The organism is Hydrogenophaga sp., from assembly GCF_018780075.1.
In the GTDB taxonomy this organism is placed as follows: Bacteria; Pseudomonadota; Gammaproteobacteria; order Burkholderiales; family Burkholderiaceae_C; genus Hydrogenophaga.
Genome location: NZ_JADMKB010000065.1, coordinates 1 through 14,381, shown reverse-complemented (window position 1 = coordinate 14,381; position 14,381 = coordinate 1). Strand labels below are relative to the sequence as shown.

Genomic DNA, 14,381 nt, shown 5'->3' with positions numbered 1-14,381 from the left:
TCGTCAGTGCCATTGATGCTGCTCCATTCTTCAAGGTGGGATTCCCGGCAGGCCCGACGCCAAGCTCGCCCCGATCATTTGGATTTTGCCTGGAGGCCCGGCGAATCCTCGACAAGGGCCCTGGTCGGGGTGGTCGCCTGGAGCCGAGACGCATGGGCGACCGGCAGATGTGCAGCGGTTGCGGCCGGTGGTTGCTGCCAGGCGCACTCACTCCGATTGCCAGAAGTGGCTGTTGTTTACAGGGACCGGCGCTGGCCAAAGTGACAGCTATCCGTGGTACTGCAGTCGTAGGGCGTCCGCGACTCGTCTGGCGGTGCCACCGCCCGATTCCTCACTATCTGGACTGCCAGCACACATCCGATACGGGCGTCTGGTGCTGTACTCAGAATTGCCAGTTCTAGGCTGATGCAGGTTTCGTTGGCACCGACGTGAACATCTTGAGCTTGCTCGAACTGTATGGGACTGAGATAGCCGAGTGTCAATTAACGACGCGTTGGCCTGAGGACTCACTCGGCGCGAACAAACATGTCTGGGCATCGCTGACGACCATCATGGTCTTGTCGTGTCTGGGCCCCCGAACACTGGAGTCTCTACGGTCCCCATGTGCGATGGCGCCGAAGTGCATATCTGATTCCATCTCACCCCGAAATATTGACACTGGAGTCGGTGCGATTTCAGTAGCACTGCCACTGTGCATTAGCGGCAGTGCTCGTGAGCGAATGTGTCAATCCAGATGGGGCGCCGGCTCCGCCAGCAACTCCTTCAGATAGAGGTCAATCTGGGCGATCGCATCTGCGTCTGTGCCAAACAGGGCGAGGTGACCGTCATAGCTGGCGATCGGCCTGAATTCGCTGTTCGAGATCAACTGCTGTTCTGCTTGACAGTCGGACGGCGGAAAGAACATGTCTGTGGCGATGGGCATGACATAGGTTCTAGCGCGAATACGGCCCAAAGCCGCAGCCTTGTCCCCGTTAGTGTTTCGACTGATGTCTCCGCGCTGCCACTTCCATGCCATGCACAACAGATTGTTGGGGTCCATTGGGCCGAAATACCCGGTCATGAAACCATCCACAAAAGCCTGCATGGACTCAAAGCCCAGCACGCGGTGGCGACCGCCCCGGAAGAACTCTGTACTCCAACCCATCACGGTCCACAGCATGGCATGGCGTTTGAGGCCGGCAGCGACATCAGCCGATGACTGGTAGTGGCCCTCTTGGAAACCCGGATCGGTGGTGATGGCCTCGATCAATGTTTCCGTGAAAAGGAAGTCGTGCTCGGTGTTGCAGGCCGTTCCGGCAATGGGAGCGGCGCGTTCCACCATGTCGGGATAGCGCACCGCCCACTCATAGGTTTGCTGCGCCCCCATGGAGCCTCCGGTGACCAGCGCCAGGCGCCGGATGCCGAAGTGCTCCGTCAGCAAACGGTGCTGGGCACGCACGTCGTCGCAGATGCGCACCTTCGGAAAATTGGGCCCCGCGTGTGCCCCGGTGCTGTTGTGCGGTGACACAGAAAGGCCGCTGCCGATCTGATTGACAACAACGATGAAGTACTTGGTCGTGTCCAGTGCCCGTCCGGGCCCGATGTAAACCTGCTCCATGATCTTGCTGGTTCCCGAGTACCACGTGGGTACCAGGATGGCGTTGTCCTTGGCCGCATTGAGCTTGCCATGGGTGGCCACGGCCAGCTCGCAGTGCTCCAGAACGCCGCCCTCTGCGAGTTCCAGGCGCCCAATGTCTATGAGCTGAAATGGGCCGTGGTTTTCTTGTGTGTAGTAGGTATTCATGCTTGTCTCCGTGTTTGTAGTGAGGATGGGGCGGCCAAAGGTGACCGCCCCGGCTTGCATCAGCGCGCTGTGTAGCCGCCGTCAATGACCAGTTCGGCGCCCGTGACCCAGCGTGCCTGGTCCGAAGCGAGGTAGACCACGCCCCAAGCGATGTCGTCCGGTGTGCCTGTTCCGCCCAGCGGGTGCAGTGCGTCCAGAGACGCTTTGGCGGCAGTGGCATCCCATCCTGCGTCGTTCACGTACCGCTTCACTAGCGCCGTGAAGATGAAGCCCGGATGCACCGAGTTGAACCGGATCCGGTCTGCGGCGTATGTCAGGGCATCGTTCTTGGTCATGGTGCGAACAGCACCTTTTGCCGCGTGGTACGGCGGGATGTCGCCGCCCCCGACGATTCCGTAGATCGACGAGATGTTGACCACGGATCCGCCCCCGCTGCGCTTGAGGTGGGGCACTGCATGTTTCGTGCACAGGAAGACGGCGGTCGTGTTGACAGCCATCACGTGTTCCCATTCGCTCAGAAGCAACTGGTCGGTGGGTTTGTTGACCCCTTCGATGCCAGCGTTGTTCACCAGCACGTTCAATTGCCCGAAGCGGCTGACGGTTGAGTCCATGGCACTGCGTACCTGCGCCTCGTCTGTCACATCGGTTCGCACGAACATGGCTTGGTGGCCGGCGGCTTCGAGTCCATCCACCACCGTCTGGCCACGGGCATCGATGTCAAAGACAGCGATTGCAGCGCCTTCCTCGGCCATCCGCAGCGCGATGGCTTCACCCAGCCCATTGCCTCCACCGGTAACCACCGCCACTTGACCTTTTAGTCTGCTCATATGGGTCTCCCGGTTCAGCGAATGTCGAAACCGGGGTAGCTGGTTCGTGCCAGTTCATCGCACTTGGCGTGGTAGTTGCCCACCCCACCGATGTACGACAGCAGGCGGCGCGGCTTGCCATCCACGTTCGAACCCATGTACCAGGAGTCGGTCTTGACCACGAGTGTCTTGGCAGCGGTTTCATCGTGGTGCTGCACCCAGGCATCCTCAAAATCCTTACTCGCTTCCACCACGGTCTTGCCTTGCTTGCGCACGTAGGCAAGGCAATCGCTGATCCAGTCCACCTGCTGCTGCAGGCAGGTGGTCATGTTGCACAGGGCGGCAGACGGTGCGAGCGGCGCGCCAGTGGTGAACAAGTTGGGATAGCCATGCACTTGAAGGCCCATGGCGGTGCGAATCTCCTGCGACCACTGCTCTTTCAGAGAGCGGCCCCCGCGGCCACGGATGTCGATGCGACTGAGCGCACCGGAACCTGCGTCAAAGCCCACGGCCAACACGATGATGTCCACCTCGTGCACCTTTCCGTCGGCGGTCTGGATGCCTTCGGGCACGATGCGTTCGATCGGGGACTGCTGGCAGTCCACCGTTTCGACGTTGGGCTGCAAGTACACCTCCAGGTACTTGTTTTCCAGCGGTACGCGGTGGGTACCAAAGCCGAAGTCCGTCGCAGCCGGGATCAGGAGCTTGCACAGGTCCGGGTTGTGCTTGAGGCGATCGCGCATCTTGACCCTAACGAACTCCGACACTGTTTCGCTCACTTGTTCGTCGAAGAACATTTCAGGGAACGAGGCCAGCCACAGAGCCAGTGAGCCGTCGTTCCACAGTTTTTCCAACACGACTGTGCGCTCGTCAGGGGTTTTTTCGGCCCACGGACCGGCATCGAAGTCGTAGTCGAAGCCGGCAAAGGTCTCGCGCACGCGCTTCTTGAGTTGGTGGAACTGTGCTCCCCACTTGGCCCATTCCTCAGCACTGTACTTGGGGTTCTTCATCGGGATCACGTACTGTGGTGTGCGTACGAAGATCTTCATCGATCCGACCTCGGGAGCGATGGTCTGGATCACTTGGATGCCTGTGGCACCGGTGCCGACGACGGCCACGCGCTTGCCCTTGAAATCCACCGGGGTTTTGGGCCACAGGCCAGTGTGGTAAATCTCGCCATTAAAACTGGTCTGGCCGGGAAAGCGGTCCGACAGAGGTGCTGACAGCATGCCGCAACAGGCGATCAGGAACTGTGCCTGGATTTTCTCGCCCTGGTCGGTAGTGATGTTCCAGCGGTTCTCCGTTTCGTCGAAATGGGCCGAGGTGATACGGGTGCTGAACTGGATGTCCTTCTTCAGGTCCAGCTTGTCGGCCACGTAATTCAGCCAGCGCTCTGTTTCCGGTTGTGCTGGGAAGCGCTCCGAAGGTTGCCAGGATTTGTACAGCTCCTCCGAGAACCAGTACTGGTAAATCTCGGCCTGTGAATCAAAGCGGGCGCCGGGATAGCGGTTCCAGTACCAGGTGCCTCCCACGCCGGACGCGGTGTCATATGCCCTCACGGACATGCCCATTTCTCGAAGGCGGTGCAATTGGTACAAGCCGGCCACGCCAGCTCCGATGACAACCGCGTCATAACTTGTGACGGCGGATTTCGACTGGCCTTGGTCGGCCTTTTGCAAAGTGATGGTGTCCATCTTGTCTCCTGTGACGTTCATGTTGACCGGCTGTGCTGGCCGGTGAATTCGGTATCACAGCCTCAAAGAGGTTGTGCAATACCGAGAACGAATCTTGGAGACACCCGCTTCTCGGGTCTTGTCGATTTCAGGCGTTTTTTTGTACCTGACGGTGAATCGGACGCTGGCACCTTCGATGAGAGTCACTACACCTTTTTTAGGCGAGACGGCGTGACGCCAAGTCGAGCCTGGAAGACTCGGGTCATGTGCGCCTGATCTGAAAACCCGCAAGCAAACGCAACCTCCTTAATGGCCATCAGTCCTTGAGACAGAAGGCGGCGGGCGCGTTCGACCCGTCGGTCCATCACATACGCATGAGCCGAGCGACCGGTGGTCGACTTGAAATGTCTCGTAAATGTCCACACGCCGAGTTCTGCCACCTTGGCCATTTGCTCGATGGTGATGTCCTCGTGTAGGTGAGTCTCAATGTATTCATCCAGTCGGCGCAAGCGACCAGGCGGGAGTGCTCCTGCGACGAAACAGTCCCTGTAGGTCACTGCAGCATAGCGACGCAGCAGATGCACTGTGAGTTGCATCGCTAGAGCCTCTGCGTACAAAGCTCCACCCAATCCCTGCTGTTGGGCCTCCAGTGTGATGGCATCGGCGATGTTGGTCACGACGGGGTCCTGTGCGCGCAGCAGGTCAAGAAGTCGGACCTCTGCTACCTGTCGTTCCATAACATCTGACGCTACCCTGCACATGAGAGCTTCTGACAAATAGGTGTGGGACACGTCTATGCATTGCGTCCAGTACCAATGTGACGACTCGGAGTGCGTCAACAATGAAAAAACGCCGGGTTCACAAGCAGCCTTGCTCCACTTCCCGTCCAGACAACGCTCCATTGGCGTTTGACCCGACCTGTAGCGGACGATCATGACGTGGTCCATCGGTGGGATCGGCACGTCCAGCCCGGTATATCGGTACGAACGATGAGAAACGCCTTTCCACCCGAGACCATCGCTTGCTGACATGACTCTGCCTGGTACCCAATTGGGCAGGTCCGGAGGCGATATCAGAACTGGCATATTGATATGGTTCAACAGTGCCAGTGACAAACATACCGGTGAAATCATCAATAGGGTAAACCACTACTTGCAACGGGCTGTGGCGTCGCCTGCCGGACCTCGATTCTCGCGCTGGACACAGTCATTAGGTTGGAGGCTTGGCTGATCAGAGCGACGATCTCGGCGCGACTCAGGGCTTTTGACAGCCCTACGGGCCTACAAGGATCAGCCGCTTTGAACGGCCGCATCCGTGCTGGCTGAAGGTCTGTAGGGGGTCGGTGCACCAGTTCTTCCGAGGTGCGAGCGGCCATTCTCATGATTTGACCAGTCGACACTTGCCGAGCGACCGGTTCAGATAGTTGACTGGTCACTTGAAATCCTGACTTGTGTGCCGGTTTTGGCGCCTCGAAAGAGCCCAGTCGTAAAAGTCGAGTGACAGCAACCAGCCTTGACCAGGCGTTGAACGCCACTGAGTGAACTACCGGCTCCTGGCCGACAGCCGACACGCGTCAGTCCCCATACCGCTCGACCCAAACCGTCGGCGACATGCTGCCTGCGGCAAACCTCAGGCTCTGCCGCACAGCCAACGCTTCGAGCCAGCGCGCGGCCACTGTCCTCGCCCGCTGAGCCTTGGGAGCAAAAGCGCGGCTGAGCGCGCAGTCGTGGGTGAGCTGGTGCACCTGCACAGCGGGGTGGCGCTGCTGGAGCCCATGCCCATGGCGAGTGTGGCGACGCGGCACAAGGTGCAGGTACATCTGCCGCTCAAACGGCGGAGTCCTTGCATCCGGCGGAAAGGACCACGCGCCACCTTGCCCAGGGCAGCGCCCGCCCTCAGTGGCTGGCGGCGACCTTGGCGTGCAGCTTGGCCGCGATGTATTCACCGTGCGTCACGTGCAGCAGGCCGGCGACCTTGCTGATGAGGTGGTTCTCGTGCACGTCGAGGTGCCCGTCGGCAAAGGCGATCTGCCACATGGCCTCGACCACCTGGATTTTCTGTTCCTGGGTGAACCGCTCGTTCAGGGTGCTGGTGAAGCGGTGGTAGTCGTACAGGCCCTGGGCCGTGGCCTCGGCCAGCTCCACCAGGCGCGCGAGTTCGTCGGGCGCCAACGCAAATGTGGCCTTCAGCGCCGCGAACAGCGCCGCCTGCTCGTCGGGCCCGGTGACGGGGTCGGCCTTGAGCACCTCCACCAGCAGCACGGCGGTGGCCAGCTGCACGGTGTGTTGGCGTTCGGCGGGCGCAGGCTCGGCGGGCGCGGTGAAGCTGTCGAACAGGTCTTTGAGGGTGCGAAGCATGGTGAAGGGTGGTGAAAGGTGGTGTCTGTGTTCGGGCTCAGGGCAACAACCGCAGCACCCGCCCGTTGCGCGAGTCGGTCAGCAGGTAGATGAACCCGTCGGGGCCTTCGCGCACGTCGCGCACGCGTTCGCCGATGTCGGCCTGCAGTTTTTCTTCCTTCACCACCTTGGTGCCGCTGAGCGTGAGCCTGGCCACGTGCTGGAACTTCAGCGAGCCCACGAGCATGCTGCCCTTCCAGGCTTTGCCGTAGCGATCGCTGGTGACGAAGGCCATGCCGGAGGGAGCGATGGACGGCACCCAATAGTGCTCCGGCTGCTCCATGCCGGCCTGGCTGGTGATGCCCTGGCCGATGGCGCCGCCGCCGTAGTTTTCACCGTAGGTGATGACGGGCCAGCCGTAGTTCTTGCCGGCCTCGGGGTGGTTGATTTCGTCGCCGCCCTGCGGGCCGTGTTCGCTGGTCCAGAGGCGGCCGTCGGGGCCCAGGGCCGCGCCCTGCAGGTTGCGGTGGCCGTAGCTCCAGATCTCGGGCAGCGCGCCGGGGCGCGTGGTGAAGGGGTTGTCGGGCGGCGCCGTGCCGTCCTTGCGCAGGCGCACCACCTTGCCGTGGTGGTTGTCCAGGGTCTGGGCGTCGTCCTTGCGGGCGAAGCGGTCGCCGAGCGTGAGGAACAGCGTGTGGTCCTTGCCCTCGACGATGCGGCAGCCGAAGTGCACCTTGCTGGCGAATTTGGGCTTCTGGCTGAACACCACCTTCACGCTCTCCAGCGCGGTGGCGTCGTCGGACAGGCGGGCCGAGGCCAGGGCGGTGGAGTTGCCGCCGGCACCGGGCTCGGAGAAGCAGAAGTAGACGGTGCGGTTGCGCGCGAAGTCGCGGTCGGTGACCACGTCGAGCAGGCCGCCCTGCCCCTGGGCGTCGACCTTGGGCAGGCCCGCGAGCGGGGCACCCAGCGTGCCGTCGGCCGCGACCACGCGCATGCGGCCCGGCCGCTCGGTGACCAGCAGGCGACCGCCGTCGATGAAGGCCAGGCCCCAGGGGTTCTGCAGGCCACTGGCCACGACCTCGGTGCGCAGCTTGGCCGCGTTGGCGCTCGCCGCCAACAACAGCGCCAGCGGGATGGCCATGAGGGACGCACGGGTCATGGGGTTCTCCTGTGTTTCAAGCGATCGCGGTGGGAGCCCCTGCCAGCCCCAGGGTTCCCAGGATCAGCCAAAGGGGCGCACACCGAACAGTGCCGCGTGGGCCCACATCACCGTCAGGCCATAGAGCGCCAGACCGCCGATCAGGGCGATGGCGTCGTTGGCCCCGCTGGCGGGCAAGGCGGGCGCGCTGCGGATCAGCCCGGCCAACGCGCGGCGCTTCACCGAGATGCGGTCGGCCACAGCCCACACGAGGAAGCCGCCGAACAGCAGCACATCGGCCAGCGAGCCGCCCGTGACCGACTGGGCCAGCAGGTGGGCCAGCGCCCAGAGCTTGACCGCGAGCAGCATGGGGTGTTTGGTGGCGCGCTGGATGCGCCCGGGCAGGTAGGCCGCGAGCAGCAACACGAAGACCGGGAGCAGGAGCAGCGCGGCCAGGTGCCGGAAGCCCCCGGGCAGGCTGTAGAGCATCACCGGGGTTTCGCGCGCCAGGCCGTAGCCCCAGACGATGAGCACCAGCCCGACGGCCGACACCACGGAATACAGGCCTTTGAAGGCGTTTTCGCCCATCTGCGCCGCGAGCCGGTTGCGCCCCCTGGGCGACACGATGGAGACGCTGTGCACGCCGAGAAACAACACCAGCCCCAGAACCAGCCACGCCATGTCCATCTCCCCTGTTGATTGCACGCCAGAAGGCCTGAAGGTGACCTGGCGCGATGAGCTGCCGACTGTAGCGCGAAGCGCCGCACAGCGGATTTCGGCGATGGGTGTTTCAGCACCTCGCTGGGACCGATGGCGTCACCCAAAAGGAGTGGGTATGCCTGCTGGCTCGCTCCTGCATCACGTTGGGGCAGGTGGTTTGGGTGGGCGGGCGCAGTCCCCATTCGCGGTTGCCACAGAGCGGGTGCGCTGCAACGGTGTTGATGAAGCAACGGCAGCGTGACCATGCAGACGCCCGAGCGGTGGAACGGAGAACGACCACCCGGACCACCTGCCCGTGCCCACCCGCAACGAGCGCCGAAGGCAGAGCGAAACGACTCAGCCGCCAGCCACCCGCCCCAGCGCCAGAACCGCCTCGTCCATGCCGGGACGCAGCGCCGGATCGGTCTGCAAACAGGCCCGCGCCAGCCCATCCAGAGCGGCCCACACCGGCCAATCGCCGGCGCCGGCGTGCGCCACCAGCTCTTCCAGCAGGCACCCAAAGGCCCTCACCTCCAGCGCCTGCAAGGCCCGACGAAGTTCCGGCTGGCCCAAGGGCAAGAGCGTTGCCGCGCCGAAATCGCTCAGCATCGCCTCACCGCTCTGCGGGTTCCACAGGATGTTGTGCGCGTACAGGTCGCCGTGCACCACCCCTCGCTGGTGCAGGTGGGCCACCGCGCCGGCGATGGTGCGGGCCAGCCGCAGCGCCTGCGGCGCACCGATGCGCCAGCCTTCGGCGTACACGTCGCGCGTGCAGCTCTCCATGCTGGGCGGCCCCGCGAGGTGCACATGCCCCGGCGGGATCAGCGGCAACAGCAGGCCCGGCGTGCCTTGCGGGTGGTCACCCAGCTCGGCCACGGGCGTGCACAGCGCCGGGTGCTGGCCGGCCACGAGGCTGCCCGCCAGTTCGTGCTCGGGCAGGCCGTCGCTGGTGACCGCGCCCTTGAACAGCTTGAGCGCGAGCCCCGTCCCGTGGCCCGGCGCCTGGACCCGCGAGATGCGCCCCGACGCACCTTCGCCCAGCGCCTCGCCGATCCGCAGCTGGCCCCAGGGCATCCGGGGCAAGGGCGCGGGCGTGGGCACGGCCCAGCCCAGCGGGTTGCCCGAGAGCGCCAGCCAGGCCAGGCGCGGCAAAGCGGTCAGCCAGGCGGGCAGTTGCTCGAAGCGGTTGGCCGAGAGCCGCAGCAGCTCCAGCCGCTCGGCGTGGGCCAGGCCCCCGGGCAGCGCGCTCAGGCGGTTGCCCGCGAGCATGAGCTTTTGCATCAGCGGGCGCTCACCCAGCGCATCGGGCAGGTGGTGAATGGCGTTGTCGGTCAGGATCAGCCAGCGCAAGGCCGGCGGCAGCGCGGCACCGGGCACGCGGGTGATGTTGCACGCCTTGAACCCCACCACCTCCAAGGCCGGGCAGTCGCCCAGCACCTCGGGCAGTTCGGTGAACGGGTTGTCGGAGCAGAAAACGATCTTCAGCTTCTTCAGGCGCGACAGCCCGGGCGGCAGCGAGGTCAGGCGGTTGCCGCTGAGGTTGAGCACCTCCAGCGTGTCGGCCAGCGCCAACACCTCGCTCGGCAGCTCGGTCAGACCCGCGCTCAGATCGAGCCGGCGGGTGCCGGCGAGCGCGCCGCTGCGCAGTTGTTCAAGGGTGTGCATGCAAAGACCAGGGGGAATGAGGTGGCATCGGCGCCGCCGTGCGGTGGAAAGACCGATTATCGAAGCCAGAGCACCGGCCGCCAGCCGCCCCAATACAGGGCACGGGCGGGCTCCTAGAATCGGTCAACCCTATTTTCAGCGGAGCGAACATGAACAAAAAACACCTGGTGATGGCGGCCCTGCTGGCCGCGGGCGGCAGCGCGCCGTGGGCGCAGGCCCAGAGCGTGTACGGCGAGATCGGCTACTCGCCGCTGTCGCTTGGCCTGTCGGTGCCGGTGATCGGCCTGCGCGCCACCGCGGAGCCCGTGATGCTGCGGGGCCTGGTGGGTTTTCAGCTCATCGACAGCTTCGCGATCGAAGCCATCGGCGGCCTCAACGCCCGCAGCAGCAGCGTGAAGAACAGCGGCTCCAGTGGCGTCAGCACCACAGCGAAGGTGAACCAGCTCTACGGCGTGTACCTGACGCCGAAGTTCGGTCTGGGCCCGGTGGAGGTGTTCGGCCGCGTGGGCATGGCGCGCACCAAGGTGACGTTCCAGGGGCTGGGCTCGGGCGAAGACAAGAAGCTCTCCTACGGTTTCGGGCTGCGCCTCATGCCCACCGACCACCTCTCGCTGAGCGTGGACCACATGAACTACCTCGACAGCGGCGGCGCCAGCGTGGACGGCTATTCGCTCAACCTCGGCCTGCGTTTCTGAGCGTCTGGACCGACCGAAAACCCTATGACCCAACCGCCCACGGCGGGCTTCAAACCATGCTCAAAACGGCGGGGGGTTGACACAGGGTGTCTCATCCGGGGCGGGCGTCGCTTCGCGCCGACTCCGGACAGCGCCCGCCGCAGCAAGCAGCGTTGGGGTATTCCACCGGTGGTACGCCAACAGTGTGTCTGCCAAGGCGTGTGCGCTCAGGCCGCAGCGCGCCTTGTGAGGCGCCGAGAAGCGCAGGGGCCGTGGCCGCGCGCGCTGCGCGCTTTGTCAACTGATTCGTCGCCATGTCTGAGCGCAGAGAGCGCCAGCGAACGGAGCGAGTTTGGCGACGGGCCACGGCCGCGAGCATCGCAGGGAAGTCGGCGCACCGCGCCGACCGCCTCACCCAAGCGCTGCGGCCTGAGCGCGCACGCCTTGGCCGCGAGGTGCAAGCAACGAAACGCCTCACTCAAGACACCACCGGCGGCTCAACGTCAGGCACGAACACCAGCAAGTCCCCCGGCTGGCACTGCAGGTACTCGCAGATTTTTTCCAGCGTCTCGAAGCGCACCCCCTTCACCTTGCCCTGCTTGAGCAAGGACATGTTGGCCTCGGTGATGCCGACAAACTCGGCCAGGTCGCGCGACTTGACTTTGCGCCGCGCCAGCATCACGTCGAGCTGAACGACGATGGGCATCAGACGAAACCCTCGTTTTCTTCGGCCATCGACTGCCCCTGCCCGATCACCGCGGCCATCAGCCACACCAGGCCCGCAAAAAACAGCGTGAACACGTGGTCGGAGCCGACGCTGATCGCCAGGTGGCGCATGCCGGGCGGGTGGTGCAGGGTCAGCAGCACCGAGGTGATCGCGCTGGCCAGCAGCGCGGCCAGCGCCGCCCAGGCGACCCAGCCCGCGAAGCGCCGCAACAGGTGGGTGGCCTGCGCGGTGAAGACCTGACCCTGGGCAAACATTTCGAAGCAACGCCGCGCCTGCCACACCCCCATGAGCAGCAGCGCCAGCGGCACCCCCATCACCGCGCCAGCGGCCAGCCGCTGCCAGGGGCGCAAGGGCCCCTGAACCGCACCCGACGGGAGGCTGGCGTGCCCCGCCAGCACCGCGTCGCTGGCCGTGGCCCAGTAGGCCAGCAGCGCCAGCGGCAAGAGCAGCAGGATGGCCCAGCAGGCCGCGACCATCCAGCGGCTGATGCGGCGCACGGATTGCAGCGAGGGAACGGCGGTGGGGCGGGGGTTGGTGGTCATGGCTTGGCTCCGTCAGACAGGCCTTTGGGGCCGTGGTTTGTGATTGTCATTTGACAATATTTTATTGTTTTATGATAATTTTGTCAAACCAACCCAAGGTATGCCATGTCACACACACCCTCCCCTTTGTCGTTTCTCACCCGCCGCAGCCTGGTGCTCGGGGCCGGCGCGGCCCTCGCCGGCTGCGGCGGCATTCCGCTGCGCTCGCTGCCGCGCCTGGCCCAGCTCTCGGGCCAGATGCTCGACGCCAACCCGGCGCATTTCATGGTGGCGCTGCAGGTGGACGCGCGCCTCACGCCACCGGCCGGCGCCGTGCCCTACCTGCTGCTCAAGCTCACACCCAAGGTGGCGGGCGCGTTCGAGCCGGTGGACAAGAAACTGCCGCTGGCCATGACCACCACCGGCGGCGCCACGCTCGGCCTCGACGCGCCCGGCCCGGGCCGCCGCTGGCTGGTCTACAGCCTGCCGCCGGCCACCCAGGCCGAGCTGCGACGCATCCAGGCCACGGTGCGGCTGGCGCAGGCGCAACCGGGCTACCAGCGCGGCGGCTCGCTGGCCATGGGCGTGGAGCAAAACGACCTCGCCGTGACCGACCCGGCGCTGGCCCGCACCAAGTGGTCCACCTGGATGCAGATCCAACAGAGCGAGGGGTTCTTCGAGGTGTGGAACGGCACGCCCGAAGACATCCGGAGGCTGGGCGAGAAGTGACTCCCCCCGCAGCGCTTCGCGCTCCCCCCCAGGGGGCGGCACTGGCCGTCTGGCGAAGCCAGCCCGGCGGTGCCCTGGGGTGCATCACTTCATGCCTCGGGGTGGTGCTCCGGCTACATGCAACTCGGAACCCGCTTACTTGACCTGCTGCTTGTCCAGCTTGCGGGCCAGGGTGCGGCGGTGCATGCCCAGGCGCCGGGCGGTTTCCGAGATGTTGAAGCCGGTCTCGGCCAGCACCTGGTGGATGCGCTCCCACTCCAGCGTCTTGATCGAGCTGGGGCGGTTGGTCAGCGCCACCTCGGTCGTGCCCTCGGCGCGCCCGAACGCGGCCTCGATGTCGTCGGTGTTGGACGGCTTGGCGAGGTAGTGGCAGGCGCCGAGCTTGATCGCCTCCACCGCGGTGGCGATGCTGGCGAAACCGGTCAGCACCACGATCAGCATGCTGCTGTCGTGCGCGAGCAGGGTGCGCACACAGGCCAGGCCGGACGCCTCGCCCTGCAGCTTCAGGTCCACCACCGCCCGGGTCGGCGCGTAGCTGCGCAGCTGCTCCAGCAGCTGTTCGTGGCTCGCGGCCACCCGCACCTCGTGGTTGCGGCGCTCGAAGGAGCGCGCCAGCGTGCGCGCGAAGGCCGCGTCGTCTTCGACGATCAGCAAGCGCTCTCTGGGCGCGGTGTCTTCAGGTGCCATGGGGTTCGTCCTCGGCCAGGGTGATGGCCAGCAGCGGCAGGGTGATGCGCACCTGAGCGCCGCCCTCGTCGAGGTTGCGCACCGCCACGGCGCCCCCCAGCGTGCGGGCGACGTTGAACACCAGGAACAACCCCAGCCCGCCACCGGGGTGCCCCTTGCTCGACTGGTAGGGCTTGCCGATCTGGGGCAGCAGGTGGGGCGCGAACCCCGGGCCGTGGTCCCAGACCGTCAGCGTCAGCAAGCCGTTTTCACGGCGGGCCTCGAACCACACCGCGTCGGGCGAGGCCTCGTGGGCGTTGTCCAGCACGTTGCCGATCATCTGCTGGATCGCGGAGTCGGCCACCATGGGCAGGTCGCGCCCGAAGCCGTTGTGGTACTGCAGGTGGGCCCCGGGGCGCCGCTCGCGCCAGGCCTGCACGACGTGGTCGAGGAAGGCACAGACCGTGGTCTCGCCGGACGACTCCCCCCGCGCCTCGCCGGCCGACAGCAGGATGCCGCTGACGATGGCTTTGCAGCGCGCCACCTGGGCCTGCATCTCGGCCACGTCGTCGGCCAGCTCGGGCTCGGAGCTGAAGTGCGGCAGGTGCTGCCAGTCGCCCAGGATGACGGCCAGCGTCGAGAGCGGTGTGCCCAGCTCGTGGGCCGCGCCCGAGGCCAGCAGCCCCATGCGCACCACGTGCTCTTCTTCGGCCGCGCGCTGCCTGAGCAGGGCCAGGCGCGTGTCGCGCTCGCGCAGGTTGCCGGCGATGCGGGTGATGAACACCACCAGCAGCGCGGCGTTGAGGACGAAACAGATCAGCATGCCCTGGGTGTAGGGGCTGGCCAGGCCCCGGTCGTGGTCCAGCGGCAGGGGCAGCGGCAGGGCCAGCAGCGCCAGCCCGGCAAAACACAGCGTGGTCACGCCCACCATCACCCAGGTGGCCCAGACCGGCAGCAGCACCGC

Annotated in this window: 14 protein-coding genes; 2 read left to right on the top strand and 12 right to left on the bottom strand. The window is 65.2% G+C overall.

Going from position 1 to position 14,381, the window contains the following annotated elements:
* Positions 1–724: 724 nt before the first annotated feature.
* From IV088_RS12895 to IV088_RS12860, 8 genes are all read right to left on the bottom strand, one after another.
* On the bottom strand, positions 725–1,783 hold the full coding sequence (locus IV088_RS12895; protein ID WP_291102511.1) for an alpha/beta fold hydrolase: 1,059 nt from the start codon (positions 1,781–1,783) through the stop codon (positions 725–727).
* A 59-nt stretch (positions 1,784–1,842) separates the two neighbouring features.
* Positions 1,843–2,610, bottom strand: coding sequence for an SDR family NAD(P)-dependent oxidoreductase (locus IV088_RS12890; protein ID WP_291102509.1), 768 nt, complete (start codon positions 2,608–2,610; stop codon positions 1,843–1,845).
* A 14-nt stretch (positions 2,611–2,624) separates the two neighbouring features.
* Positions 2,625–4,283 carry an NAD(P)/FAD-dependent oxidoreductase gene (locus IV088_RS12885; RefSeq protein ID WP_291102507.1) on the bottom strand — a complete coding sequence of 553 codons (1,659 nt, stop codon included), beginning with the start codon at positions 4,281–4,283 and terminating at the stop codon, positions 2,625–2,627.
* 185 nt (positions 4,284–4,468) lie between these two features.
* Positions 4,469–4,939 carry a helix-turn-helix domain-containing protein gene (locus IV088_RS12880; protein ID WP_291102504.1) on the bottom strand — a complete coding sequence of 157 codons (471 nt, stop codon included), beginning with the start codon at positions 4,937–4,939 and terminating at the stop codon, positions 4,469–4,471.
* Between the two features lie 1,218 nt (positions 4,940–6,157).
* Positions 6,158–6,619: a TerB family tellurite resistance protein gene (locus IV088_RS12875; protein WP_291102502.1), complete on the bottom strand. Its 462-nt coding sequence runs from the start codon at positions 6,617–6,619 to the stop codon at positions 6,158–6,160.
* 37 nt (positions 6,620–6,656) lie between these two features.
* Entirely contained in the window at positions 6,657–7,739 is a 1,083-nt protein-coding gene (locus IV088_RS12870) for a PQQ-dependent sugar dehydrogenase (protein ID WP_291102513.1), read from the bottom strand.
* Between the two features lie 81 nt (positions 7,740–7,820).
* Positions 7,821–8,417 (bottom strand): NnrU family protein, encoded by a 597-nt coding sequence (locus IV088_RS12865; protein WP_291102500.1) that lies wholly within the window; start codon positions 8,415–8,417, stop codon positions 7,821–7,823.
* A gap of 375 nt (positions 8,418–8,792) precedes the next feature.
* The gene (locus IV088_RS12860) at positions 8,793–10,100 is read right to left on the bottom strand and encodes a leucine-rich repeat-containing protein kinase family protein (protein ID WP_291102498.1); all 1,308 of its coding nucleotides are present in this window, start codon (positions 10,098–10,100) and stop codon (positions 8,793–8,795) included.
* 149 nt (positions 10,101–10,249) lie between these two features.
* On the opposite strand from IV088_RS12860, the gene IV088_RS12855 reads away from it, so the two are divergent.
* Positions 10,250–10,795 carry an outer membrane beta-barrel protein gene (locus IV088_RS12855; RefSeq protein ID WP_291102496.1) on the top strand — a complete coding sequence of 182 codons (546 nt, stop codon included), beginning with the start codon at positions 10,250–10,252 and terminating at the stop codon, positions 10,793–10,795.
* A 457-nt stretch (positions 10,796–11,252) separates the two neighbouring features.
* Here IV088_RS12855 and IV088_RS12850 read toward each other — a convergent pair whose 3' ends face one another.
* Positions 11,253–11,480: a helix-turn-helix transcriptional regulator gene (locus tag IV088_RS12850; RefSeq protein WP_291102494.1), complete on the bottom strand. Its 228-nt coding sequence runs from the start codon at positions 11,478–11,480 to the stop codon at positions 11,253–11,255.
* Positions 11,480–12,043, bottom strand: coding sequence for a DUF2975 domain-containing protein (locus IV088_RS12845; protein WP_291102492.1), 564 nt, complete (start codon positions 12,041–12,043; stop codon positions 11,480–11,482). Before IV088_RS12845 ends, IV088_RS12850 begins: the two co-directional genes overlap by 1 nt.
* Before the next feature lie 105 nt (positions 12,044–12,148).
* Here IV088_RS12845 and IV088_RS12840 point away from each other — a divergent pair, with 105 nt between their 5' ends.
* Positions 12,149–12,751: a hypothetical protein gene (locus IV088_RS12840; protein ID WP_291102490.1), complete on the top strand. Its 603-nt coding sequence runs from the start codon at positions 12,149–12,151 to the stop codon at positions 12,749–12,751.
* A gap of 135 nt (positions 12,752–12,886) precedes the next feature.
* On the opposite strand, the gene IV088_RS12835 is transcribed toward IV088_RS12840, so the two are convergent.
* Both IV088_RS12835 and IV088_RS12830 read right to left on the bottom strand, forming a co-directional pair.
* Entirely contained in the window at positions 12,887–13,438 is a 552-nt protein-coding gene (locus IV088_RS12835; RefSeq protein WP_291102488.1) for a response regulator transcription factor, read from the bottom strand.
* Positions 13,428–14,381, bottom strand: a 954-nt coding sequence (locus IV088_RS12830; protein WP_291102485.1) for a HAMP domain-containing sensor histidine kinase, incomplete at its 5' end; no start/stop codon positions are given. The genes IV088_RS12835 and IV088_RS12830, both read right to left, overlap by 11 nt.

What these genes read in the sequence shown, in the direction of transcription:
- IV088_RS12895 (WP_291102511.1), bottom strand. Translation starts at nt 1,783, where the DNA reads ATGAATACCTACTACACACAAGAAAACCACGGCCCATTTCAGCTCATA.
- IV088_RS12890 (WP_291102509.1), bottom strand. Translation starts at nt 2,610, where the DNA reads ATGAGCAGACTAAAAGGTCAAGTGGCGGTGGTTACCGGTGGAGGCAAT.
- IV088_RS12885 (WP_291102507.1), bottom strand. Translation starts at nt 4,283, where the DNA reads ATGGACACCATCACTTTGCAAAAGGCCGACCAAGGCCAGTCGAAATCC.
- IV088_RS12875 (WP_291102502.1), bottom strand. Translation starts at nt 6,619, where the DNA reads ATGCTTCGCACCCTCAAAGACCTGTTCGACAGCTTCACCGCGCCCGCC.
- IV088_RS12870 (WP_291102513.1), bottom strand. Translation starts at nt 7,739, where the DNA reads ATGGCCATCCCGCTGGCGCTGTTGTTGGCGGCGAGCGCCAACGCGGCC.
- IV088_RS12865 (WP_291102500.1), bottom strand. Translation starts at nt 8,417, where the DNA reads ATGGCGTGGCTGGTTCTGGGGCTGGTGTTGTTTCTCGGCGTGCACAGC.
- IV088_RS12860 (WP_291102498.1), bottom strand. Translation starts at nt 10,100, where the DNA reads ATGCACACCCTTGAACAACTGCGCAGCGGCGCGCTCGCCGGCACCCGC.
- IV088_RS12855 (WP_291102496.1), top strand. Translation starts at nt 10,250, where the DNA reads ATGAACAAAAAACACCTGGTGATGGCGGCCCTGCTGGCCGCGGGCGGC.
- IV088_RS12850 (WP_291102494.1), bottom strand. Translation starts at nt 11,480, where the DNA reads ATGCCCATCGTCGTTCAGCTCGACGTGATGCTGGCGCGGCGCAAAGTC.
- IV088_RS12845 (WP_291102492.1), bottom strand. Translation starts at nt 12,043, where the DNA reads ATGACCACCAACCCCCGCCCCACCGCCGTTCCCTCGCTGCAATCCGTG.
- IV088_RS12840 (WP_291102490.1), top strand. Translation starts at nt 12,149, where the DNA reads ATGTCACACACACCCTCCCCTTTGTCGTTTCTCACCCGCCGCAGCCTG.
- IV088_RS12835 (WP_291102488.1), bottom strand. Translation starts at nt 13,438, where the DNA reads ATGGCACCTGAAGACACCGCGCCCAGAGAGCGCTTGCTGATCGTCGAA.